The organism is Luteimonas galliterrae (genome assembly GCF_023374055.1).
Lineage (GTDB): Bacteria > Pseudomonadota > Gammaproteobacteria > Xanthomonadales > Xanthomonadaceae > Luteimonas_C > Luteimonas_C galliterrae.
In genome coordinates this window covers 21,490-43,839 of sequence record NZ_JAMBEP010000001.1, presented here as the reverse complement: position 1 = coordinate 43,839, position 22,350 = coordinate 21,490, and the positions used below count along the sequence as shown (strand labels likewise).

Here is a 22,350-nt window from a genome sequence, read left to right as displayed (position 1 = left end):
CTCGCAGAAGGCGTGACCCGCTACAATGGACGCATGCCGCGCACCGTCTTCTGCGATTACGAAAAACGCGAAACCGAAGGCCTCGATTTCGTTCCCTGGCCCGGCGAACTCGGCCAACGCATCTTCGCCCACATCGGCAAGGCCGCATGGGCCGCATGGCTGGCGCACCAGACGATGCTGATCAACGAAAACCGGCTATCGCCGCGCGATCCCAAGCATCGCGCGCTGCTGGAAACCGAGATGCAGAAATTCCTGTTCGGCGAAGGCGCCGAGAAGCCCGCTGGGTACGTGCCGGAGGCTTAGCCGTCGCGTCGTTCTCCTCCCGTTATCGGGAGGAGAAGTCCAGGCGGTTTTACTTCGCAGCCTCGGCCGCTTTTAGCGCGACCGTATCGATCGGCCGGATTTCTTCGACGCGGCAACTCGAAGGTTCGTCGCCGGTCTTCACCCGGTCGAAGCCGGCGCTGATGCGCCCAGCCTGCGAGGTGATGGCGATCGCCGCCGCGCCGCGGTCGTTCTGGATGCACAAGCCGGACAGGCGCAACAGGTAGACCTCCTTGGGCCGCATCGTCAGCAGGATGTGGTCGTCGTCGACCACTTCCCAACCGACCGGGGTGCGGTAAGGAATGTTCTTGACCGGCGCGCCGGCGTGGGCTTCGTACTTGGCCAGCCGGGCCGCATCGCGCGAGCCTTCGGCGGCAAAACCGGCGGTAGCCGTCAGGGCTAGCGCCAGTGCGCTCAACAGTAGCGGAATACGCTTCATGGCGACCTCCTCATATGGGATGAAAAACCACCTTCGAGAAGATGATGCGCCCGATCCCGCCGCCCGCAACCCGCCATCGGACCGGTGTTCAGCCGCGATCCGGCTTGCCACCCCGGCCCCGGCTCCGTATCATTTCGGGCTCGCTCGGCCCAGGCCGCAGCAGAATGGCCGGGTAGCTCAGTTGGTAGAGCAGGGGATTGAAAATCCCCGTGTCGGGGGTTCGATTCCCTCCCCGGCCACCATTCAGCATTGCGGAATACGACGCAAATGAAGAGGTTCGCGCGAACGAAGCCTCTTTTTTCTTCAGGGCATCCTTGACGGCTGAGCTTTATGGCTCCGGCCCCTAGCCGGCCTTCCAGCATCGGCTGTTGCGCCCCTATCAATATTTTCGCTTACGGTCGTCTCGCTTGGACACAACCTTATGCTCCACAGCGTGGCTAAAAGTCCCGTATTGGATAGCCTTGATTTCGAAGATTTCCAGACTTTCCCGGTCTAATTCCAATGTCGGTTCAATGCGGTCGGCCGGGATAAGAAATGGGGGCCTAGGTGGCTTGGGCTCAGTGTCTTGTTCTGTCCATATCATGGGCTGAAATCTGGCACCATCATCATCGACATCCCAAAGATTGGCACGAGTGTTTCCGAAATCATGATCCGAGTAGGCCACCTTGGATGCTTTGTTGAAAAGAATGACATTCCGACCCGGAATGTTTCTCTTCGTCAGCGCATGCTGTGCGGAAGGAAACAAGATTCCATCCAATTCGAGGGTCGGGTGAGTAGCGAGAAAATCTGCGATTACCTGGGTTATTAGATAGTCTCGGTCTTGCAATTCGGGCATGACCGGCATCACGAGCTTTTCCGCCAAGGTCCCTAAAAACTGACTGCGAGTCATGGCGCTCGCGCAGCTCGGATCGAACATGCTCATGCGTGGGTCGACAACCACTGCATTTAGTTCATATAGATCCAGGAGCCTTAGCTTCCTGGTGATCTGAAACTTTCCCATGGCCGCATAGCTTCCGACGGGCGGACGGACTTCAGCGATTGCAATCTGCTGGTCAGTCGCGCCGTAAAAGACGGAGATCCCTCGAGCGTTCATACGCCCTGCAACGGCTATTTCTGATGGCGGCGGACCAATATGGCGCTCCGGGTGCGATAGCGCTTTTTCGAGCGCATCCTCGGTTTGAAATACGCGAGCTCGAAATAGGTGTTCAATTTCGGTTCCGGGACCGACTTCGACGATTACCGGTTTCTCTGTATATGTGCGGTCTTCAACGACTTGCCCGAAGACACTTTCCAGCAGCACCGTCGCCTTCGGATCTATGTGCCGAGCCGCTGTCTTTAGGCTGTGTTCCATTTTTCGCCAAGCCTCGCTCAGCGGCTGCTCAAACCGCGTGTTTTCTACAAAATGAGGGTCATCGCCATATTTCTTTTCCAAGGAATCGCGATCGAACCAGCCCTCAGATAACAGCTCGACCACGTCGTTGACTACATCTTCTTCGGCCCCCAAAAGCTCTCCCACCACCTCGTCCAAAGGATTACCTGTTGGCTCGTAGTTCGCCCAAGGCAACTCATCGCCGGTCGTGGATTCGAAAAACAAAGAAATTACATTGTCGACGCGCTCCGCGAGATCATTCATTTCGATTGTAGGTTTTATCTTCGAGCAGTAGCTGCACTCCTCGTCGTCGCGGGCGCTTTTCGCGATTTCCGCCTTGAGAAAGGCGTCGCTTATGCAGTCGCCACATATTCGGCTGTCGTAGGACATCTTAGGCCGCCAATCGATGCTCGTAGTAAGGGTGACCAATCTTGCCGCTGAAAGGCAATGGTCATGGGGTAGTTGGGCCGCTGCTGGTTCCATTCGGCGACGACTTCGGAATCGATATTTCGGTCGGGAGGCGCCAGCCATTTGGAGTGCTGGCGAAACATAGGGGCTAGCTCGGTAGGTTGGGGTGAAACCCCAACAATACGATGCCTGCAGGCAGCATGCCGACTCAATGAGTTTGCGATGTTGAGTTGCGTCCCACCTGAGCTGGAAGATGGTTATGTTGGGGTTTCACCCAACCTTCGGCTCTCAAGATCAATGAGCGATCGCTTCGAAGATCGACACGTCTGAAAGAGGTCGATGTCGGGATTTCACCCCCAACCTACGGTCCCAGCGATGATTCGGTGCCAGATCGCAAGCCCCCATACGCCATGGCATCATCGAAATTAACGATCGGAAAGGAGCGCGGGACTATGCCCTTCGACCTCAGCCTCTCCTACCCGCAATGGCAAGGATCGGGCCGGCACGAGAACCTCCCGCGCGGCGCTGCAGCGGCCGCTGCGATCTGCGCGCAATACGCGCCGCAGGTCCGGGTGCCGCTGGGCGACAACCATGCGGTAGACGCTCACGGCGTCCGCCGCTGGGAAGCGATCTTCGCGCAATTCCGCGGCGCCCAGGACGTGCTCGCGCGCTCCGGCGCCAGGCGCGTGCTGACCGCCGGCGGCGATTGCGCCGTGGATGTCGCGGTGATCGATTATCTGCACGGCATGCATCCCGACCTCGGCGTGATCTGGATCGATGCCCATCTCGACGCCAACACACCCGAGACTTCGCCCAGCGGCAACTTCCACGGCATGCCGGTAAGCGCGATCCTGGGCCGCGCGCCCCAGCCGATGCGCCCCTTCCTGGGTAAGCCGATCGATCCGGCCCGCTTCCGCTATTTCGGCATCCGCGTCGGCGACGACGGCGACTGGGCGCTGCAACGCGAAATGGATTTGAAGCTGCTGGATCCGAAGACGCCGATCGGCGGACCGGTGCATATCCATTTCGACCTGGACGCGCTCGATCCGCGCGAATTTCCTTATGTCGCCTATCCCGACGGCGGACTCGGCATCGAAGATACGATCGCGCTGGTCCGCCGCATCGCGCACGAAGCCGATGTGGTCGGCCTTACCGTGACCGAATTCGCTCCTTCCGATGACGATCAGGCCCGCGAAGGGAGCAAAGTGATCGCGAGCCTCTGCGAGGCAGCCATCGGTCCATGAGGGGCGAGCTCTTCGACCGCCTTCGGCCTATTTCGGCATTTCGGTTTTCATCAAAAGCCATTGCGCCTCGCTCGCCGCGGCGATCTTGGCGAGAAAGGACACCGCATTCGCGGCATGCTCGCATCCCATTCGCGGATTGGCTGCGCCCAACGTCATCGCCATTTGCACTTCGGATGGAAAATAGCGGCCGTAATCCCGCTTCTCTATTTCCCGCGCCTGGAATGCCGGCAGGTTCGCGACCCTGTCGAAATAAGCCGCCCTATCCGCTTCGGACCAGACGCCTTTTTCGATCAGCGCTTGGGATTTCAGGTCTATCTCGGCTTTGTGCGAAGCTTCGCTCGACTGGTGGGCCTGTTGGATGCGGCTCAGTTCGGCGTCGAGCGCCGCCTGGAATTCCGGACCCGTCTTGGCCCGTCCGCAGCGATACTCCGCGCCGGCCGGCCCGGACAAAGCAAAAAACAGGATCGAAAACAATACGATGCGCATAGCGAGTTCCCCCTTAAGGCCAAGGCTACATCAGCTCGCGAGGCACGAAAACAGCCACCGCTGCTTTATAGGAGCGCGCAGCGACCCGTCACGCAGACTGAACACCCCCGCCGCGACCCTGCGCCAGCCCTGACCGGAGCCGCCGATGCGCTCGATCCTTCTCCTGCTGCTGGCGTTCGCCCTGCCCGTCTCCGCCGCTGAGCCGGTGCGCTCGGTGCCGGAGCTCGATATCTCGCGCTACGCCGGGCATTGGCACGAGATCGCGCACCTACCGGTGTTCTTCCAGCGCAAGTGCGTGGGGGACATCACCACGGCTTATACGTTGCGCGACGACGAATTGATCGGCGTGGTCAACGCCTGCCGCACGGAAGACGGGGACCGCGATTCGGCCGAAGGGGTCGCGCGCGGCGTCGAAGGGCATCCCGGGCGGTTGCAGGTGCGATTCGCGCCGGATTGGCTGTCGTGGCTGCCGATGGTGTGGGCGGATTACTGGGTGATCGACCTGGATCCGGGTTACCAGTGGGCGGTGGTGGCCTCACCCAACCGCAAATACCTGTGGATCCTGTCGCGCACGCCGACGATGGAGCGCGCGCTGTTCGAACAGATCAAGAAGCGCGCCGAGGCGATGGGCTTCAACCTGGAACCGCTGGTGATGGCGGCGCCGCTGACCTGAGCAGCGTCGCGCTCACACCGCGTCCGGCACTTCCTCGAACAACTCCTTCCAGACCTGCAGATCGGCGTCGTCCTCGATATCCCAAGCCCAGGTGCCTTCGCTGCCCGGCTGACCGAAGAAGAAACCCAGCATGCCGTCGTATCGCGACCATGCGACCGACTTGAAGATCAATATTTCGCCGGCCCTGAAGGAACAGCGAAGCGCGGTGAAATCGCGGCGTACGCGGTAAGCGCCACCCTGTTTGAACGGGCAGGCGATCCATGAGTCGTTCATCGTGCGCGTCCCCTCCCGGTGCTGAATGATACGCCCCGCCGCGCCGGGTTTCGGAGGGCGCCGGGTGCGGATTCACCGCCGCGTAGTATCCTCTTCGCTCCTGCCGACGGAGCGATGCGATGGGCCGTTTCAAGACGCTGATCCTGATGGCCGCCACCGCGTTCCTGCTGGCGTCCTGCGGCGGCGGCGGCATGGTGCGGCGCGTGTCGGAACCGGCCGCCGGCATCCAGCAGTTGACGGTGCGCGCCGACGGCAGCTGGTCGGTGGACGTGCGGATCAATAATTTCAGCAGCATCCCGATGCGCTTCGACGCGATCTCGCTGGCCATGAGCCTGGGCAGCGAGCAGGCCGGCACCCTGCAGGGCAATGCCGGCATCTCGATCGGCCCCGAATCGGCTGACGTGGTAACGCTGACGCATTCGCCTACGCCGGCGGCGCGTATCGCCATGGCCGACGCCTTGGCCGGGCAGCGCAGCATCGGCTACGCGTTGAAAGGCACGGTCAACGCCACGCCCGAAGAAGGCAATCCGCGCGAATACCCGATCGAGCGCACCAGCAGCCTGAGCCCGGTGCCGGGATTGCCCGGCGTGATGCGCTGACCGGCTTTTCGTGGGAGCAGCTTCAGCCGCGAGCTTTTGCTCGAAAGAGCGAGAGCAACATCAAGAGCTCGCGGCTGAAGCCGCTCCTACAAAAGCGGCTATCGTCTTTCGATGGGTAACCTCTTTTTCTACGGAACGCCATGACCACCTACAAAGCCCCGCTCGCCGACATCCGTTTCGCCCTGTACGACGTGCTCGGCGCCGAGGCGCTGTTTTCGCGGCTCGGTTTCTCCGACGCCAGCCGCGACATCGTCGACGCGGTGCTCGAAGAAGGCGCGCGCTTCAACGAAACCGTGCTGGCCCCGCTCAACCGCGTCGGCGACGAGGTCGGCTGCCAATACGACAAGGCCAGCGGCGACGTGACCACGCCGCCGGGTTTCAAGCAGGCCTACGCGCAGTACGTCGACGGCGGTTGGGCCGGCCTGGTGTCGCCGGTGGAGTTCGGCGGCCAGGGCCTGCCGCACGCGGCCGGCATACCGCTTAAGGAAATGATCGACGCCGCCAACCTGGCCTGGGGCAATTTCCCGTTGCTGTCGCATGGCGCGACCGAGGCGTTGCTGCACCACGGCGAAGATTGGCAGCAGCAGGTCTTCCTGAAAAAGCTGGTCGACGGCAGTTGGACCGGCACCATGTGCCTCACCGAGCCGCATTGCGGCACCGACCTGGGCATGCTCAAGACCAAGGCGTCGCCGAACGACGACGGCAGCCATTCGATCTCCGGCACCAAGATCTTCATCACCGCCGGCGAGCACGACTTCACCGACAACATCATCCACTTGGTGTTGGCGCGACTGCCGGATGCGCCCGCCGGCAGCAAGGGCATTTCGATGTTCATCGTGCCGAAGTTCAAGGTCGGCAAGGACGGCGTGGTCGGGGCGCGCAACGGCGTGCGCTGCGGCGCCATCGAACACAAGATGGGCATCCACGGCTCGGCGACCTGCGTGATCAATTTCGACGATGCGCAGGGCTGGCTGATCGGCGAGCCGAACAAGGGCCTGATGGCGATGTTTACGATGATGAACACCGCGCGCCTCGCCGTCGGCCTGCAGGGCTTGGGCCTGGCAGATCGCGCGTATCAGAACGCGCTGCGCTATTCGCGCGAACGCCTGCAGGGCCGCTCGCTGAGCGGCGCGAAGCAGCCGGACAAGCCGGCCGACCCGATCATCGTGCATCCGGACGTGCGCCGCATGCTGCTGACCTGCAAGGCGCTGACCGAAGGCGGCCGCCTGCTGGGCTATCACGCCGCGACGCTGGTCGACGTGGTCGGCCACGCCGGCGACGAAGCCGAACGCAAGCAGGCCGATGCGCTGCTCGGCTTCGTCACGCCCATCGTCAAGGCCTGCCTCACCGAATGGGGCGTGGAATGCACCTACCACGCGCTGCAATGCTTCGGCGGCCACGGCTACATCGCCGAGCACGGCATGGAACAGCTCGCGCGCGATGCGCGCATCACCACGCTGTACGAAGGCACCACCGGCATCCAGGCGCTGGACTTGATGGGCCGCAAGGTGATGCAGCTGCAGGGCGCGGGCTTGCGCGTGTTCCTAGGCATGATCGACTCGTTCTGCAAGGACAACGAGAACGACGAGGCGCTGAAGGAATTCGTAGCGCCGCTGCGCGAAAAGGCCGGCGAATGGCAGAAGCTCACGCTGTCGGTCGGCCAGCGCGCGATCGCCGATGCGGACGAGGTCGGCGCCGCGGCTTACGACTACCTGTTCTATTCCGGTTATCTGGCCCTCGCCTACTGGTGGGCGCGCAGCGTGGCGGCTGCGGAAAAATCGTCGCATAGCGAAGCGTTCAAGGCCGCCAAGCGCGAGACCGCGCGTTTCTACTTCGCGCGCGTGCTGCCGCGCACGCTGGCGCACAAGGCCGCGATCGAAAGCGGAACGGCGCCGCTGATGGCGCTCGCTGCGGAACGCTTCGGCGGCTGATCGAATCGTCCACCGGCTGCGGCCTGCTCTTCGTAGGAGCGGCTTTAGCCGCGAGCTCTTGCTGGCCACAACGCCGCGATCTGGAAAAGCTCGCGGCTAAAGCCGCTCCTACAGAAGCTCGGTTGCGACGGCTTCTTTGCTGCGTCCGCCGCTAGGCCGACTGGGGGCAAACACGCCATGGCCCATCGAAAGTAAGTGGCGCACCCTGTCGAAGGGTAGGTCCGGCATGCGCGCCCTCTAGCGTTGGTGTCATAGAGAGGACTTGCCATGCGCGTAGAGCCCACCATCGGAGCCGGACTCAGGCTCGTCGATCGGCCATCGTCAGCCGAAGCCGCATTCGGGTTCTTCGACCGCGTCGACGCCGCGGCGCCATTGCGCGGGCGTGGTGCCCATGTAGCGCGCGAAGCCGCGCTGGAAGGCGGCCGGCGAATCGTAGCCGACCGCTTCGGCGACGGTAGCCACGCTGTCGCGGCCTTCGCGCAGGCGACGCGCCGCCAGCAGCATGCGCCAGCGGGCCAGGTATTGCATCGGCGGCTCGCCGAGCACGTCCTTGAAACGCTCGGCCAGGCGCGAACGGGACGTCGCGGCGGCCTGCGCCAGTTCGTCTACAGTCCAACGACGTTGCGGCGTCTCGTGCAGCAGCGCCAGCGCGCGACCGACGAGCGGATCGCGCAGGCCCGCCAGCCAGCCGGATTCGGCTTCGGGCAAGGCCTCCATGTGCCGCCGCAGCGCTTCGACGAACATCAGTTCCGCCATGCGCAGCTTGAGTCCGGCCGCGCCCGGCCGCGGCGACAGCACTTCCTGCTCCGCGTACATCAGCAGCGGGTCGAGCGTTTGCGCGGCTGCGGTCTGTCCCAGCCTGACCTTGAACAGGCGCGGCAGCGCTGCGAACAGCGGCGCGAACGCATTGCGTTCGCAACTGAGATAGCCGCACAGCACGCGGGTGCGGACATCGCCACCGCCGGCGCAACCCCAGCGGAAACTCCTGATGTCCGGCAGCGAAGCGCCGGCGAACAGCTGCGCCGCGGGCACCGGAACGTTGTCGAGCGCGTCGCCGATGACGTATGCGTCGCCATGCGGCACGACCAGCACTTCGCCGGCGTCGATGCGGACCGCATCGGCCGGCGGCAAGCGCGCCCAGAAATGCCCTTCGAGCACCACGTGGAAGGAAATCAGGTGCATGCCTGGCGACGACAACTGCGCCGCGATCGCGGTTTCCGGACGTGCGGCGATGCACCAGGGCGTGCCGAACTCGCCGCGGAACAGCACCGCGCCGTTCAGCCGCACCGCTTTCAACACGTCGGAAAGCACATCCATCGCAGACATCCCGTGCCGCAGCGTCTGACGCGGCGTCTCGAGCATACAAACGGGAGTTTGAGGCATTGCCGGCCGTCGCGGTCCGGCCGAAAGTTCCATCCATCCTGATAACCGGAGGCGCCCCCCATGTCGCGCATACTCGCATTGCTCTACGGAGCGGTCTGCTACGCCCTGTTTTTGGTCGTTTTTCTCTACGCCATCGGCTTCGTGATGGGCATCGGCGTGCCCAAGCACATCGATAGCGGCGTTACCGGCGATTTCGCCACCGCGCTGGCGATCGACCTCGCCCTGCTCGGCCTGTTCGCCGTGCAGCACAGCGGCATGGCCCGGCAAGGATTCAAGCGTTGGTGGACGAAGATCGTGCCGGCGCCGATAGAACGCAGCACTTATGTATTGCTGTCCAGTTTGGTGCTGGCCTTGCTGTTCTGGCAGTGGCGGCCGTTGCCGCCGATGCTTTGGGACGTACAGACCCCGTCCCTGCGCATCGCATTGCAGGCGCTCGCCGCGGTCGGCTGGCTGCTGGTGCTGAGCAGCACGTTCGCCATCAGCCATTTCGACCTGTTCGGCCTGCGACAGGTGTGGCTGCATGCGCGCAACCGCACCTATCCGGAAACGCCGTTCGTGATCCGCGCCTTCTACCGCATCGTGCGCCATCCGCTGTACCTGGGTTTCGTGATCGCGTTCTGGGCGGCGCCGACGATGAGCCTGGGTCATCTGCTGTTCGCGATCATGACCACCGGCTACATCCTGGTGGCGATCCAGCTCGAGGAGCGCGACTTGGTCGCCGCCTTCGGCGACAGCTATCGCGACTACCGCAGCCGCGTGCGCATGCTGCTGCCGCTGCCCAAGCGCCCGTCGTGAGGATAATTCGATGACGCCGTTGGACCACCCGAACATCCTCGCCGATACTTTGAACGTCGCCGGACGCGCACCCGGCGCCGCGGTACCGGGCACGACATCCACACGAATCTGGAGGTACCACATGCGCGACCTGCTCGGCGAGGCCGCAGGGCGTTCGATCCAATATCTGCAAGGCCTCGACACGCGCGCCGTGGCGCCCGACCCCGCGGCCGTAACCGCGCTGTCGGCGTTCGACACGCCGCTGCCGGAGAACGGCAGCGACGCGCACGAGGTGCTCGATCAGCTCGACCGCTACGGCTCGCCGGCGACGATGGCCATGGCCGGTCCGCGCTTCTTCGGCTTCGTGATCGGCGGCTCGCTGCCGGTCACGCTGGCGGCGAACTGGCTGGCGGGCGCCTGGGACCAGAACACCGGGCTGTATGCGACCACGCCGGCCACTGCGCGGATCGAGGACGTGACGTTGCGCTGGCTGATCGAACTGCTCGGCCTGCCTCCGGGCACCGGCGGCGCCTTCGTCACCGGCGCCACCGTCGCCAATTTCACTGCGCTGGCGGCGGCGCGGCACGTGGTCCTGAAGCGCGCGGGATGGAACGTGGAAGCGGACGGCCTGTTCGGCGCACCGCCGGTGACGGTGATCGTCGGCGAGGAAGCGCATCCCACATTGATCAAATCGCTGGGCATGCTGGGTTTCGGCCGCAATCGCGTCGTGCGCGTGCCGGTGGACGCGCAAGGGCGCATGCGTGCGGACAAGCTGCCCGCGATTTCCGGGCCGGCCATCGTTTGCGCGCAGGTCGGCAACGTGAACACCGGCGCCTGCGATCCGGTTGCCGAAATCGGCGCGCGCCTGGGCGGCACGGGCGCATGGCTGCATGTCGATGGCGCCTTCGGCTTGTGGGCCGCGGCGGCGCCCGGCGTCGCGCATCTGGTGAAGGGGATCGACGTCGCCGATTCGTGGGCGACCGATGCGCATAAATGGCTGAACGTGCCTTACGACAGCGGTCTGGCCTTCGTGCGCGATCCCGAATCGCTGCGTGCGGCGATGGCGATCACGGCGGAATATCTGCCGACCGCATCCGAATTCCGCAACCCTTCCGACTACACGCCGGAGTTGTCGCGGCGCGCGCGCGGCGTCGAGATATGGGCGGCGCTGCGCGGCCTGGGCAGCCGCGGCGTCGCGGAAATGATCGAACGCAACTGCCGGCAGGCGCGGCGCTTCGCCGAAGGCTTGCGCGAGAGCGGCTTCGAGATCCTCAACGAGGTCGCGCTGAACCAGGTGCTGGTGGATTTCGGCGACGCGGCCACCACGCAACGGGTGATCGCCGCGCTGCAAGCCGAAGGCACCTGCTGGTGCGGCGGCACGGTCTGGCAGGGCCGCACGGCGATGCGCATCAGCGTGTCGTGCTGGGCGACCACCGACGAGGATGTCGAACGCAGCCTGGAGGCGATGCGCCGCGTGGCCGCTTATCCCGCCATAGCCTAGGTTCCTCCCCTCCCCCGCCCACTTTTTGTAGGAGCGGCTTCAGCCGCGAGCTTTTGCTTTTATGCTGTTGCCCCCCTTTGAAAAAGGGGGCCACGGGGATTTGCTCTTGATCTTGCCCTTAAAAGACAACAGCAAAAGCAAATCCCCCTCGATCCCCCTTTTTCAAAGGGGGAGGAAAAGCAAGAGCTCGACTCTACGGCGAGGCTCGAATCGATGGCCCTGGGAGGGCCGTCTACACAAAAAGTAAACAAAGGCGTATAAGCTGTTACTCCCATGGAGCCTGACAGAGCGAAGCTTCGCCTAGTCCGGACCGGGGCCTTCGCTGGACACCAGCAGCGCGACCCGGCCCCGCCCGCCGCGCCTCCGTATTTTCCCGACCACGCCGATAGCGCCATGCCCGTGCGCCTGGACGCCGTGCGCCTGCTGTCGCTGGACGCGCACGGCCGCGTGCTCGACTGGATGAGTTGGCAGGACGCCACCTGCCTCTACGCGCGCGGCGCGGTCGCCTGGACGCTGGGCGACCCCTGCCTGACCGTGCACGGCGGCATCTGCCGGCTGACCGGCGAACGCAGCACGGTCGACCTGCACCCGATCGTGGCCGCGCGCGGCCATGCGCGCGCGCATGCGCTGGATCCCACGCCCGCGCTCACCAATGCCGCGCTGTTCGCGCGCGACGAGCACTTGTGCCTGTACTGCGGCCGCGACTTCCACCGCCAGCAGCTCACCCGCGACCATGTGATGCCGCTGTCCAAGGGCGGACGCGACGTGTGGGAGAACGTAGTCGCGGCCTGCTTCCACTGCAATTCGCGCAAGGGCGGACGCACGCCGCAGCAGGCCAGCATGCCGTTGCTGGCGGTGCCGTACCGGCCGAGCTGGATCGAGCACCTGATCCTGAGCAACCGCAACATCCTGGCCGACCAGATGGCGTTCCTGAAGAGCCATCTGCCCAAGCGGCCGCGTTCGCGGATGCGGCAGTGAAAGCACGGCATAACCGCCTTCCGCACTGACCAGACCAACAGCCGCCACCAATGCGTGAGGCCGTGCGCGTCCGTGTCGGCCGCCACATCCTCTTTTTCCCGGCATGCCGACCGTGGTTGAGATCGCCTTGCCGGCATCCGCCCGAGCCGAGTGCAAGAGCGCGGCAGCCGCCGGCTGTTTCTACAAGATTCTAGCCACCGTACACATCAAGCTCCGGATGCATACAGTGCCCAGACAAGACCAATTGCGCCCAAGCTCAAGCCCCGATTTCGTAACAAGCACTTTGCAGAATATTTAGCGAAGACTTGTCAATGGTCTCTCCGTTTCTGCAGGCTAACAGCCGCAGCGATGCGCGCAGCTGCTTGGTCTCTTTTCTTACGGGTCTCCGTCTGTAATTCAGGCTATTCCCAGCCAATGGAGACGGAAGCATGAAACGCCCGCTCTTGATATTTTTAGTACTGGTTTGCGTATCGTGTTGGGGGATTTCGATGGCCGCCGCTGCGAAAGACGCCGATATATCCGCGATTGCGGAACACCCGGCATCCGAAGCGGATTCGCTCGATCTCGAAAGATTCGGCAAGAAGGCCTGCGACGCTTCGAAGCCGAACAGATCGTGCGTCACGATGAAGTGTCCAAGCGGGAAAGCTTGTCCCTTCTGCGTTGGCCAACCGAATCTGTTCTGGAAATGCTGCACTGTGATCAGCAACCCGCCTCCGCCGACATCCTGAAAATCGCGAGGTCTTGCGCGCAACGTCTATAAAGGACGTTGCGCGTCACAAAAATTTGAAATCCGGCCTGCGCAGCGGCAAAAAATCCAAATCGTCGCGTTAATGTCGGATTTCCGTTGACTGACCGGCGATCGTTGACAACACTTAGGGCCTTTCCACCCTATCCTCGACGATGCCCCTCACCCTCGGCCTTACCGGTATGGACCCCGCCACGGAAGCCGCGCTGCAAGCGGCCTTCAAGCAGGCCAATGCCGCGGTAGGCAGCCGTTTCAACCTGACGCCGGAAGCCGACGCCGATTACGTGGTGGTCGACATGGACAGCATGTACGGCCCGATGAGCTGGCTGCGCCTGCATGGCGCGGGCAAAACCGTGATCGGGCTGACCTCGGCGCCGCGCACGCAGGCCGATTTCCGCCTGGGACGCCCGTTCGACTCGATCAGCGTGGATCGGCTGCTGCACGAAATCGCCGAAAAAGCAGGCGTTGAGACGGCTGCGGTCGCGCCGCCGCCCGCTCCCGCCCCGACGCCGACGGCGGCCGCCGTTCCATCGGGCCTCACCGATGCGCCGGCACCGCAGGATCTGCTGCCGGAAGAAGACGCCAGGCCCGCGATCCAAGCGCCTCCGGTGCCCCAAGAACCGGCGATCGCACCCCAGCCTGCCGCGGCGCCCTCGCTGCCCGATCGCGATCCGGTCTTCGCCGACTGGCTGGCCCCGAACGCCCTGCAACAGAGGCTGCGCTACCGGCGCGCCGCGGGTCCCAACCTGCTGATCGATCCGCAGGCCCGCCAATACCACGGCCCGGCCACGCTCAAGCCGCTGGCGGGCTATTTCGAAGGCACGGTACGTCTGGCCGATTTCGATGCGATCGACGCGGCCGCATGGACCCGCGAAGCCGCCGCTGCCGGCGAACCGCAACCGCTGGCCCGCCTGCAGTGGTACGGCGGCCTGCTGGCCGGCAAGGGAGAACTGCTGCCCGGCTACGATCCGGCCGGTCGCTACCGCCTGAACAAATGGCCGCAGACCGAACGCGAGTTCCCCAAGCACTTCCGCATCGCCACGGCGATGATGAAAGGGCCGGCCACGCTGGATGAGATCGCGGCCGCCAGCGGCGTGCCCAAGGCCGACGTCGCGGATTTCGTCAATGCCAACCTTACGACCGGGTTCGCCGAGTTCGTGCCGGAGCTTCCGCCGGAGCCCGCCGAACCGGCCAAATCCGGCAGCCTGTTCGGGCGTTTGCGCGGCCGTTGAGGCCGACGGAAGCTTTCCGTCGTGGATAAAAGCGGTTGCCGATAGCGTAGCCGTCATCCTGGCGAAGGCCGGTATCCAAAACCGCGACGATCCCTGGATCCCGGCGTTCGCCGGGATGACGGGTGACGTTTTCGATCCCTTGCCCGTCCTGATCCGCGTCTAAACGCCTTTGCTTGCCCCTCCCGTCCCCCGGCGGGACAATGACGGACTTGCCGCACGCCTCCCCCGTAATGATCGATCCGCAGCGCTATCCGCGACTTTCCCGCATCCATGCTCCCGCCGACCTGCGCGGGTTCGACGAAGCCGAGTTGGGCGATATCGCCGACGAGCTGCGTGCTTATCTGATCGAATCTGTAGGCAAGAGCGGCGGCCATTTCGGCGCCGGCCTCGGCGTGATCGAGCTGACGACGGCCCTGCACTTCCTGTACGACACGCCGGAAGACCGGATCGTCTGGGACGTCGGCCATCAGACCTATCCGCACAAGATCCTCACCGGCCGCCGCGACAACATCCACACCGTCAAACAGAAAGACGGTGTGGCGCCGTTCCCGAAACGCGAGGAAAGCGAGTACGACACCTTCGGCGTCGGCCATTCCTCGACCTCGATCTCCGCCGCGCTCGGCATGGCCATCGCCAATGCGCAAGCCGGCAACGACCGCAAAGTGGTGGCGGTGATCGGCGATGGCGCGATGACCGCCGGCATGGCCTACGAGGCCCTGAACCACGCCGGCGGCATGGAGCCCGAACCCAACCTGCTCGTCATCCTCAACGACAACCGGATGTCAATCTCCGAGAACGTGGGCGGCATCACCAAGATGCTCGGCCGCATGACCGGCAGCCGCACGCTCAACGCGATCCGCGAAGGCGGCAAGAAGCTGCTCGGCGACAAGAAGAATCCGACCGCGCGCTTCGTGCGCCGCTGGGAAGAGCATTGGAAAGGCATGTTCGTGCCGTCCACGCTGTTCGAGGAAATGGGTTTCCACTACACCGGGCCGATCGACGGCCACGATGTGAAAGCCCTGGTCGCCGCGCTGAAGACGCTGAAGAAGCTCAAAGGCCCGCAGCTGCTGCACATCATCACCACCAAGGGCAAGGGCTACGAACTGGCCGAAGGCGACCAGATCGGTTACCACGCGGTGTCTCCGTTCGACCCGACGCTGGGCGTGGTCAGCAAGCCCGGCGCGAAGAAGCCGACCTACACCGACGTATTCGGCGACTGGCTCTGCGACATGGCTGCCGCGGAACCCAAGCTGCTCGGCATCACCCCGGCGATGCGCGAAGGCTCGGGCCTGGTGCGCTTCAGCAAGGAATATCCCGAGCGCTATTTCGACGTGGCCATCGCCGAGCAGCATGCGGTGACGCTGGCCGCGGGCATGGCCTGCGAAGGCGCCAAGCCGGTGGTCGCGATCTATTCCACGTTCCTGCAGCGCGCCTACGACCAGTTGGTGCACGACGTGGCCATCCAGAAGCTGGACGTGCTGTTCGCGATCGATCGCGGCGGCGTAGTCGGCCCGGACGGCGCCACCCATGCCGGCAACCTGGATTTGAGCTATTTGCGCTGCGTGCCGAACATGGTGGTGATGGCGCCGGCCGACGAGAACGAATGCCGGCGGATGCTGTCCACCGGCTTCCGCCACGAAGGACCGGCCGCGGTGCGCTATCCGCGCGGCACCGGCCCCGGCGTCGCCGTGCAAGCCGACCTGGACACCCTGCCGATCGGCAAGGCCGAAGTCCGCGCGCGCGGGTCCCGCATCGCGCTGCTCGCATTCGGCGCGATCGTGCCCGCGGCGGATGAAATCGCTGCGGAGTTGGGCCTCACCGTAGTCAACATGCGCTTCGTCAAGCCGCTGGACCGTACGCTGATCCTGGAACTGGCGAAGACGCACGAAGGCTTCGTCACCCTCGAAGACAACGTGGTGATGGGCGGCGCCGGTTCGGCCGTCGCCGAACTGCTCAGCGAGGCGAACGTGCAACTGCCGATCCTGCACCTGGGCCTGCCGGACGAATTCCAGCACCACGCCAGCCGCGAAGACCTGCTGGCCGAAGCCGGCCTCGATGCCGGCGGCATCCGCAATGCGGTGCTGTCGCGCTGGCCCGAACTGCAGGCGCCGCCGGCGCCGTTGTCGGCCGCATCGGGATAGTTCTCCGCGCAGCGTCTCCAGGAGGCGGCTCCATGCTCGAGCGAATCGTCGAAGGACGTACCGACCTGGTGTTCGACTACGTGGCGCAGGGGCATCCGGCCGCGTCCACCGACGCGAACGGCGTGCCGCTGATCCAGTGGTGCGCCTACTACGGCGACGTTTCCGCGATCCGTTTCCTGCTGGCCAACGGCGAGTCCTTGGCGACGCTCGGCGAGAATATCGGCCTGAACGGCGCGGCCTTCCACGGCCACTGGCGCCTGTGCCAGTTCCTGATCGAAAACGGCGCCAACCCCAACCATGCCCTGCCCGGAACCGGCGAAACGCCACTGCACTCGGCCTTGTGCAATACCGACCGGATTCGTTACGACCTGGTGCTTGAAGTTCTGCTCGCCCACGGCGCGGACCCCAATCGCGCCACGCATCCCGGCGTGGAGACGGACTCGTTCATGCGCGACTGCAGGACTTACGGCGAGACGCCGCTGCACCGCGCCGCCGCGTTCGGCGGCGAACGCACGATCCGGTTGCTGCTCGACGCCGGCGCCGCGCTGGACGCCAAGGATGCGAACGGCGATTCGCCGTTGAGCTGGGGCAGCTGGCACGCGCGTCCACGGCCGATCCTACGGATGCTGTGCTACGGGCCGCACCGCATCCATCGCGGCGGCGACGAGGGGCTGTCCGCGTTCGTGCTGGGCAAGCCGCATTCTTCCGATCGCGGGTGACGCTTTTTTTGTGGGAGCGGCTTTAGCCGCGAGCTTTTACGGTTGCGATTCTGGCCGGAAGAGCTCGCGGCCAAAGCCGCTCCCACAATATGTGCGAGGCGCTCTTACGGCGCTTGCACCTGGTAGCCCTTGGCCTGCAGCTTCGCCATGTAGCCGTCGGTCTTCAGCAATTCTCCGATCGGCAGCATCGCGAACGTCGATGCGTTGTTGGCCAGCGCCGCCTCGGCGACGGACAGCCATTTGCGTTCGACTTGCTTGGCCAGGTCGCTCATGCCGTATTTGCGCGCCAAGCCCGCTTCGGTGAACGCGGCGCTGCAAGCCGCGAACTGGCTGTTGGCCGGCAAGTCGCGCAACAAGTTGATGTCGCCGACCGCCCAGGCGTTGGCGCGCGCGACCATGTTGTCCAGATCGCCCTGGATCCGGTCCAGCGTTTTCTCGAAGCATTGCAGATCGTCCAGCGACGCCGTGGAGAATTCCTTGAGCGCACGCCTGGGTTCGGCGATGGGGATCTCGACTTTCGCCGGCGTGACTTTCACGTTGTAGCGCTTGGCCATCTTCGCCACGACGGGCGCGACCACGCCGGACGTGGTCATGCCCGATTTCTCGATCGCCTTGTCGTACAGCTCCAGGGCCGCGAATACCGGCCGCCAACGCTCGATGCCGCGATCCTTGCCGATGTAATGCGCTTTCAGCCGTTGCCAGCGCGCGTACTGGTCCGCGGGCACCACCTGCTGCAAGGTCTTGTCGTCGGGATTGCGCCGCGCTTTCAAAGCACTGGGGATCAGGCCCAGCATGCGGAAGAAACCCACGTCCGCCTTCACCCCGACCGAAGGCGGCTGGATCACTTCCTGCGATTGCGACACCACTTTCTCGACCGGGCCGCTTTCCCATTCCATCCGTCGCGGCAGCGGCGATTGCGTGCCGAGTATCCACAGCACATGGTCGCCCTTGCTGACGCGCCACAAGCCCGGGCCGGGCTGGCTGCCGGAGACGACCACAGCCTGCAGATCGACGATCGCGCCGTCTTGCTTCGCCGGAAGCGCGATCGCCGGCGATGGAAGCGGCTCATCGGCAGCCGTTGACTGCGCGTTCGCGACCCACGGCAGCGCCGCCAATGCCAGGCACAAGAGGATCCCCCGCATGCATCGTCTCCGAAAGGCCGATCCGCATATTTTCGCGGGCGGCGGTGAACGCAAAGCTACTGGCTGTCGTCCGGAGACGCGTATTTCTGCATGAAGCCTTCGCCGTCCTGCTGGAATTCGTACCGGCACACCGTCGCGGCCGCATCGAACTGCGCCTGGGTCATCGTCTCCAGGCCGGACAGCTGGCGGTAGCTGCACTCGCACGCGGCGCGCGCGGCGATGCGCTGCGGCGGCGCGTCGCCCACCTCGCGCAGCATCGCGGGCAAGCATTGGCGATCGACGAATTCCTCGTGCGGCGGCACGGGTTGGCTGTCCTGGGCCTGCGCCGCCGATGCCAACAGCAGTGTCAGTGCCAGTAGACGTTTCATGCGTGACGTCCTTGCGCGGAGTTGGGACGCACCCTACCTGACCTGCGGCCAACGTGCTGTGCAGCCGGTCCGATTCACGGCTGTTCCTCTCCGCTTTGCAGTTGTTCCTCCCCCTTTGAAAAAGGGGGGACCGAGGAGGATTTGCTTTTTATTTCAACGGCCACGGGACAGCGCGCGAATCCCACCACGGAAAACGCCCGGCAAGGCCGGGCGCTCGTTGATCCGTAATGGTCGGGACGGCCGGATTTGAACCGACGACCCTCTGCCCCCCAGGCAGATGCGCTACCAGGCTGCGCTACGCCCCGACTTGTTACACAAATCGCTCGAAAGCGAGTTGCGATTATAGCTGCTTTGGCGCTTCCCTTCCCCCTTCGGGAGAAGGTGCCCGAAGGGCGGATGAGGGTGCGGCGGAGCAGCGCAATTCCAGCCTCGTCCCGCCGGTCGTGGGCATATCAATGAACTGACGACCGCCTCAGCGATCATGGATGCCGTCGCTTCGCCGCACCCTCACCCCAACCCCTCTCCCGCAGGGAGAGGGGCTCGAGCTCAGCGGCGCAGCAGCTGCAGGACCTCTTCCAGCTCCATCCGCACCTGCTTGACGATCTGGGAGCTCATCGCCGATTCCTGCTTGGCGCCCTCGCCGTCCAGGCGCTGGCGGGCGCCGCCGATGGTGTAGCCCTGCTCGTACAGCAGGCCGCGGATCTGGCGCACCATCAGCACGTCGTGGCGCTGGTAGTAGCGGCGGTTGCCGCGGCGCTTGACCGGCTTGAGGCTGGGGAATTCCGATTCCCAATAGCGCAGCACGTGCGGCTTGACGTCGCACAGCTCGCTGACCTCACCGATGGTGAAGTAGCGTTTGGCCGGGATCGGCGGAAGCTCTCGGTTACTGCCCGGATCCAGCATAGGCTTCCACTCGCTCCTTGAGTTTTTGACCAGGACGGAAAGTAACCACCGTGCGCGCGGAGATCGGGATCTCCTCGCCGGTCTTGGGATTGCGGCCGGGGCGCTGGTTCTTGCGGCGCAGATCGAAGTTGCCGAAGCCGGACAGCTTGACCTGGCGACCCTGCTCGAGCGCTTCGCGGAGCACGTCGAAGAACGCGTCGACGAATTCCTTCGCCTCGCGCTTGTTCAGGCCGACTTCGTCGAAGAGTCGTTCGGCCATTTCCGCTTTGGTCAACGCCATCTCGTTCCCCGGAAACGATTCAGCTGCGAATCCGCGCAGCATGGTCCCGCTGCAGGGCGGCCAGTACCGCGGCCACCACCGCATCCACATCGCGGTCGGTCAGAGTGCGGGATTCGTCCTGCAGAATCAAGCCCATAGCCAGACTCTTGAATCCCGTTTCGACCCCCTCTCCCACGTACCGGTCGAACAGCCGCAGGTCCTTCAACGCAGGCCCGGCCGCCGTACGGACAGTCTCGGCGAGCGCGGCCCAGGGGGCCGCGTCTGCGACGACGAACGCGAGATCCCGACGGACGGACGGGTATTTGGACAAGGCCTGGGCACGCGGCACCCTGCGCTGCAGCAGGGGTTCCAAATCCAGCTCCCAGGCGACGACATCGGTGTCCAGATCCAACGCGCGCTGCAGGCGCGGATGCAGCTGTCCGATCCACCCGATCTTGGCGCCGTCGCGATAGACGTCGGCGGAACGTCCGGGATGTCCCCAGACCTGCGCCGACGGCCGGTACTCCAATGTCGCGCCGGACAGGGCGGCGATGCTGTCCAGGTCGCCCTTGAGATCGTGGAAATCGATGGCACGGCGCTTGCTGTCCCAGCGCTCGCCGTGCGCGTCGCCGCAGGCCGCGGCGGCGATGCGCAAGGTTTCGCGCGGCGCGTCGTTGCCATGCCTATCATCGTGCGCGTCAGCGGCAAACGTCTTGCCGGTTTCGAACAGGCGCACGCGGGTCTGTTGGCGCGCCGTATTGCGCGCGAGCGAAGCGACCAGCCCCGGCAGCAGGTGCGTGCGCATCACGCCCAGTTCGGCGCTGAGCGGATTCGCCAATGCGATGCTGCCGTCCTGCGCATGCCATTTACCCAACAGCCCCGCATCGACGAAGGCGTAGTTCACCGCTTCCAGATAATCGCGCGCAGCCAGCTGGCGGCGTACGGTGGCGTCGTCGACCCGGGTCTCGCTCGGCGCGGCCAGACGCGTGGCGCCGCCGGGCAGCGTGGTCGGAATCGCGTCGTAGCCGTGGATGCGGGCGATCTCTTCGATCAGGTCTTCCTCGATGGCCAGATCGAAGCGGCGGCTGGGCGGCGTCGCCCGCCAGCCTTGTTCGACGTCTTCCACCTGCAAGCCGAGCGCACGCAGGATGCGTCCGACTTCGGCGTCGGCAACCGTGGTGCCGAGCACGCGCGCCAGCCGTTCGCGGCGCAGCACGACCGGCGCAGGCCGCGACAAGTGTTCGGGCAGCACGGCTTCGGTCACCGGGCCGGGCGAGCCGCCGGCGACTTCGACGATCAGCCGCGTCGCGATTTCGATCGCCTGGCGCGGCAATTCGGGATCCACGCCGCGCTCGAAACGGTGGCCGGCGTCGGTATGCAGGCCCAGTTTGCGGCCGCGGCCGATGATGGCCGAGGGAATCCAGTGCGCAGCTTCCAGGAACACGTTGCGGGTGGCATCGGTGACGCGGGTGTCGTAGCCGCCCATGATGCCGCCCAGCGCGACCGCGCGCGCAGCGCGGCCGCCCAGACTGTCGGACACCACCAGGAAATCTTCGTCCAGCGCTACCGTGCGGCCGTCGAGCAGTTTGGCTTGCTCGCCGGCGCGGGCTGGGCGCACCACGATCGGTTGGGTCAGCGCGTCGCAGTCGAAGGCATGCATGGGCTGGCCCAGTTCCAGCATCACATACTGGGTCACGTCGACCAGGAAGCTGATCGGACGGATGCCGCTGCGGCGCAGGCGTTCGGCCATCCACACCGGCGTCGCCGCGCCGGCGTTGGCGCCTTCGATCACGCGGCCGGCGAAGCGCGGCACCTTCGCGCCGGCGTCCAGTTCCACCGCCAGTTCCTTGCCGTGCAACGCGGGCATCGGCGTAGCGTCCAACGCGGCCACTTCGCTGCCGCAGGCCGCGGCCACGTCGAAAGCGATGCCGCGCACGCTGAAGCAGTCGGCGCGGTTGGGCGTGAGCTTGAGTTCGAAGCTGGCGTCGGGCAGGCACAGGTAATCGGCCAGCGGCGCGCCGACCGGCGCATCGTCCGGCAATTCCAGCAGGCCGGACGCGTCGGCATCGAGACCGAGCTCCTTGGCCGAGCACAGCATGCCGTTGGATTCCACGCCGCGCAGTTTCGCGGCCTTGATCGCGATCTCGCCGACCTTTGCGCCGACCAGGGCGAGCGGCGCGACCAGGCCCGGGCGCGCGTTCGGCGCGCCGCAGACGATCTGCAGGATCTTGCCGCCGCCCGCATCGACTTGGCACACCTGCAAGCGGTCGGCTTCGGGATGTTTTTCGGCGCCGACGATGCGCGCGACGACGACGCCGTCGAGCGATTCGCCTAGCGGCGCGATGCCTTCGACTTCCAGGCCGATCGCGGTCAGCGTCGCGGCGAGTTCGTCGCGCGTGGCGTCGGTCTTGACGTGTTGCCGCAGCCAGTTTTCGGAGAATTTCATTTCCTGCCGACCTTCT

22 protein-coding genes and 2 tRNA genes are annotated in these 22,350 nt (G+C 64.9%); 12 read left to right on the top strand and 12 right to left on the bottom strand.

Annotation, left to right across the window (positions count from 1 at the left end; genetic code table 11):
• The first annotated feature begins 33 nt into the window (after positions 1–33).
• The gene (locus M2650_RS00185; RefSeq protein WP_249469666.1) at positions 34–303 is read left to right on the top strand and encodes an oxidative damage protection protein; all 270 of its coding nucleotides are present in this window, start codon (positions 34–36) and stop codon (positions 301–303) included.
• Positions 304–352: 49 nt separating this feature from the next.
• On the opposite strand, the gene M2650_RS00180 is transcribed toward M2650_RS00185, so the two are convergent.
• Positions 353–760: a DUF6491 family protein gene (locus tag M2650_RS00180; RefSeq protein ID WP_249469663.1), complete on the bottom strand. Its 408-nt coding sequence runs from the start codon at positions 758–760 to the stop codon at positions 353–355.
• Between the two features lie 166 nt (positions 761–926).
• Between M2650_RS00180 and M2650_RS00175 the strand changes: the two genes are divergently transcribed.
• Positions 927–1,002 (top strand) — tRNA-Phe (locus M2650_RS00175).
• Between the two features lie 137 nt (positions 1,003–1,139).
• Here the strand turns inward: M2650_RS00175 and M2650_RS00170 are convergent.
• Positions 1,140–2,519 (bottom strand): RES family NAD+ phosphorylase, encoded by a 1,380-nt coding sequence (locus M2650_RS00170; RefSeq protein WP_249469660.1) that lies wholly within the window; start codon positions 2,517–2,519, stop codon positions 1,140–1,142.
• 470 nt (positions 2,520–2,989) lie between these two features.
• Between M2650_RS00170 and M2650_RS00165 the strand changes: the two genes are divergently transcribed.
• A complete protein-coding gene (locus tag M2650_RS00165) occupies positions 2,990–3,781 on the top strand; it encodes an arginase family protein (RefSeq protein ID WP_249469657.1) in 792 nt (263 codons plus the stop codon).
• Positions 3,782–3,808: 27 nt separating this feature from the next.
• Here the strand turns inward: M2650_RS00165 and M2650_RS00160 are convergent, their stop codons facing one another.
• Positions 3,809–4,267: a hypothetical protein gene (locus M2650_RS00160; RefSeq protein WP_249469656.1), complete on the bottom strand. Its 459-nt coding sequence runs from the start codon at positions 4,265–4,267 to the stop codon at positions 3,809–3,811.
• A 145-nt stretch (positions 4,268–4,412) separates the two neighbouring features.
• On the opposite strand from M2650_RS00160, the gene M2650_RS00155 reads away from it, so the two are divergent.
• Positions 4,413–4,940 (top strand): lipocalin family protein, encoded by a 528-nt coding sequence (locus M2650_RS00155; RefSeq protein WP_249469653.1) that lies wholly within the window; start codon positions 4,413–4,415, stop codon positions 4,938–4,940.
• Between the two features lie 12 nt (positions 4,941–4,952).
• Here M2650_RS00155 and M2650_RS00150 read toward each other — a convergent pair whose 3' ends face one another.
• Positions 4,953–5,213, bottom strand: coding sequence for a hypothetical protein (locus M2650_RS00150; protein ID WP_249469650.1), 261 nt, complete (start codon positions 5,211–5,213; stop codon positions 4,953–4,955).
• A gap of 119 nt (positions 5,214–5,332) precedes the next feature.
• On the opposite strand from M2650_RS00150, the gene M2650_RS00145 reads away from it, so the two are divergent.
• Together M2650_RS00145 and M2650_RS00140 are read left to right on the top strand one after the other, a co-directional pair.
• The gene (locus M2650_RS00145; protein ID WP_249469646.1) at positions 5,333–5,812 is read left to right on the top strand and encodes an LEA/WHy family protein; all 480 of its coding nucleotides are present in this window, start codon (positions 5,333–5,335) and stop codon (positions 5,810–5,812) included.
• A gap of 140 nt (positions 5,813–5,952) precedes the next feature.
• Positions 5,953–7,743, top strand: a complete 1,791-nt coding sequence (locus tag M2650_RS00140) for an acyl-CoA dehydrogenase C-terminal domain-containing protein (protein ID WP_249469642.1) — start codon at positions 5,953–5,955, stop codon at positions 7,741–7,743.
• Positions 7,744–8,064: 321 nt separating this feature from the next.
• Here the strand turns inward: M2650_RS00140 and M2650_RS00135 are convergent, their stop codons facing one another.
• A complete protein-coding gene (locus M2650_RS00135) occupies positions 8,065–9,060 on the bottom strand; it encodes an AraC family transcriptional regulator (protein ID WP_249469639.1) in 996 nt (331 codons plus the stop codon).
• A 126-nt stretch (positions 9,061–9,186) separates the two neighbouring features.
• On the opposite strand from M2650_RS00135, the gene mddA reads away from it, so the two are divergent.
• From mddA to M2650_RS00120, 3 genes are all read left to right on the top strand, one after another.
• A complete protein-coding gene (gene mddA / locus M2650_RS00130; protein WP_249469636.1) occupies positions 9,187–9,921 on the top strand; it encodes a methanethiol S-methyltransferase in 735 nt (244 codons plus the stop codon).
• A gap of 10 nt (positions 9,922–9,931) precedes the next feature.
• A complete protein-coding gene (locus M2650_RS00125) occupies positions 9,932–11,401 on the top strand; it encodes a pyridoxal phosphate-dependent decarboxylase family protein (RefSeq protein WP_249469633.1) in 1,470 nt (489 codons plus the stop codon).
• Between the two features lie 393 nt (positions 11,402–11,794).
• Positions 11,795–12,379: an HNH endonuclease gene (locus M2650_RS00120; RefSeq protein ID WP_249469630.1), complete on the top strand. Its 585-nt coding sequence runs from the start codon at positions 11,795–11,797 to the stop codon at positions 12,377–12,379.
• Between the two features lie 256 nt (positions 12,380–12,635).
• On the opposite strand, the gene M2650_RS00115 is transcribed toward M2650_RS00120, so the two are convergent.
• Positions 12,636–13,085, bottom strand: coding sequence for a hypothetical protein (locus tag M2650_RS00115; RefSeq protein WP_249469627.1), 450 nt, complete (start codon positions 13,083–13,085; stop codon positions 12,636–12,638).
• Positions 13,086–13,279: 194 nt separating this feature from the next.
• Between M2650_RS00115 and M2650_RS00110 the strand changes: the two genes are divergently transcribed.
• The 3 genes from M2650_RS00110 to M2650_RS00100 all read left to right on the top strand — a co-directional run bounded on the left by M2650_RS00110 (position 13,280) and on the right by M2650_RS00100 (position 17,216).
• Positions 13,280–14,356, top strand: a complete 1,077-nt coding sequence (locus M2650_RS00110; protein ID WP_249469624.1) for a hypothetical protein — start codon at positions 13,280–13,282, stop codon at positions 14,354–14,356.
• A 230-nt stretch (positions 14,357–14,586) separates the two neighbouring features.
• A complete protein-coding gene (gene dxs, locus M2650_RS00105) occupies positions 14,587–16,497 on the top strand; it encodes a 1-deoxy-D-xylulose-5-phosphate synthase (protein ID WP_249474090.1) in 1,911 nt (636 codons plus the stop codon).
• A 32-nt stretch (positions 16,498–16,529) separates the two neighbouring features.
• A complete protein-coding gene (locus tag M2650_RS00100; RefSeq protein ID WP_249469622.1) occupies positions 16,530–17,216 on the top strand; it encodes an ankyrin repeat domain-containing protein in 687 nt (228 codons plus the stop codon).
• Between the two features lie 104 nt (positions 17,217–17,320).
• On the opposite strand, the gene M2650_RS00095 is transcribed toward M2650_RS00100, so the two are convergent.
• The 6 genes from M2650_RS00095 to pheT all read right to left on the bottom strand — a co-directional run bounded on the left by M2650_RS00095 (position 17,321) and on the right by pheT (position 22,334).
• On the bottom strand, positions 17,321–18,358 hold the full coding sequence (locus tag M2650_RS00095; protein ID WP_249469619.1) for a TraB/GumN family protein: 1,038 nt from the start codon (positions 18,356–18,358) through the stop codon (positions 17,321–17,323).
• A 56-nt stretch (positions 18,359–18,414) separates the two neighbouring features.
• The gene (locus tag M2650_RS00090; protein WP_249469615.1) at positions 18,415–18,726 is read right to left on the bottom strand and encodes a hypothetical protein; all 312 of its coding nucleotides are present in this window, start codon (positions 18,724–18,726) and stop codon (positions 18,415–18,417) included.
• Positions 18,727–18,954: 228 nt separating this feature from the next.
• A tRNA-Pro gene (locus M2650_RS00085) sits at positions 18,955–19,031 on the bottom strand.
• A 241-nt stretch (positions 19,032–19,272) separates the two neighbouring features.
• Positions 19,273–19,629 carry a MerR family transcriptional regulator gene (locus tag M2650_RS00080; protein ID WP_137267481.1) on the bottom strand — a complete coding sequence of 119 codons (357 nt, stop codon included), beginning with the start codon at positions 19,627–19,629 and terminating at the stop codon, positions 19,273–19,275.
• Positions 19,610–19,909: an integration host factor subunit alpha gene (locus M2650_RS00075; RefSeq protein WP_012915599.1), complete on the bottom strand. Its 300-nt coding sequence runs from the start codon at positions 19,907–19,909 to the stop codon at positions 19,610–19,612. Before M2650_RS00075 ends, M2650_RS00080 begins: the two co-directional genes overlap by 20 nt.
• A 19-nt stretch (positions 19,910–19,928) precedes the next feature.
• On the bottom strand, positions 19,929–22,334 hold the full coding sequence (gene pheT / locus M2650_RS00070; RefSeq protein WP_249469613.1) for a phenylalanine--tRNA ligase subunit beta: 2,406 nt from the start codon (positions 22,332–22,334) through the stop codon (positions 19,929–19,931).
• Between the last annotated feature and the right edge of the window lie 16 nt (positions 22,335–22,350).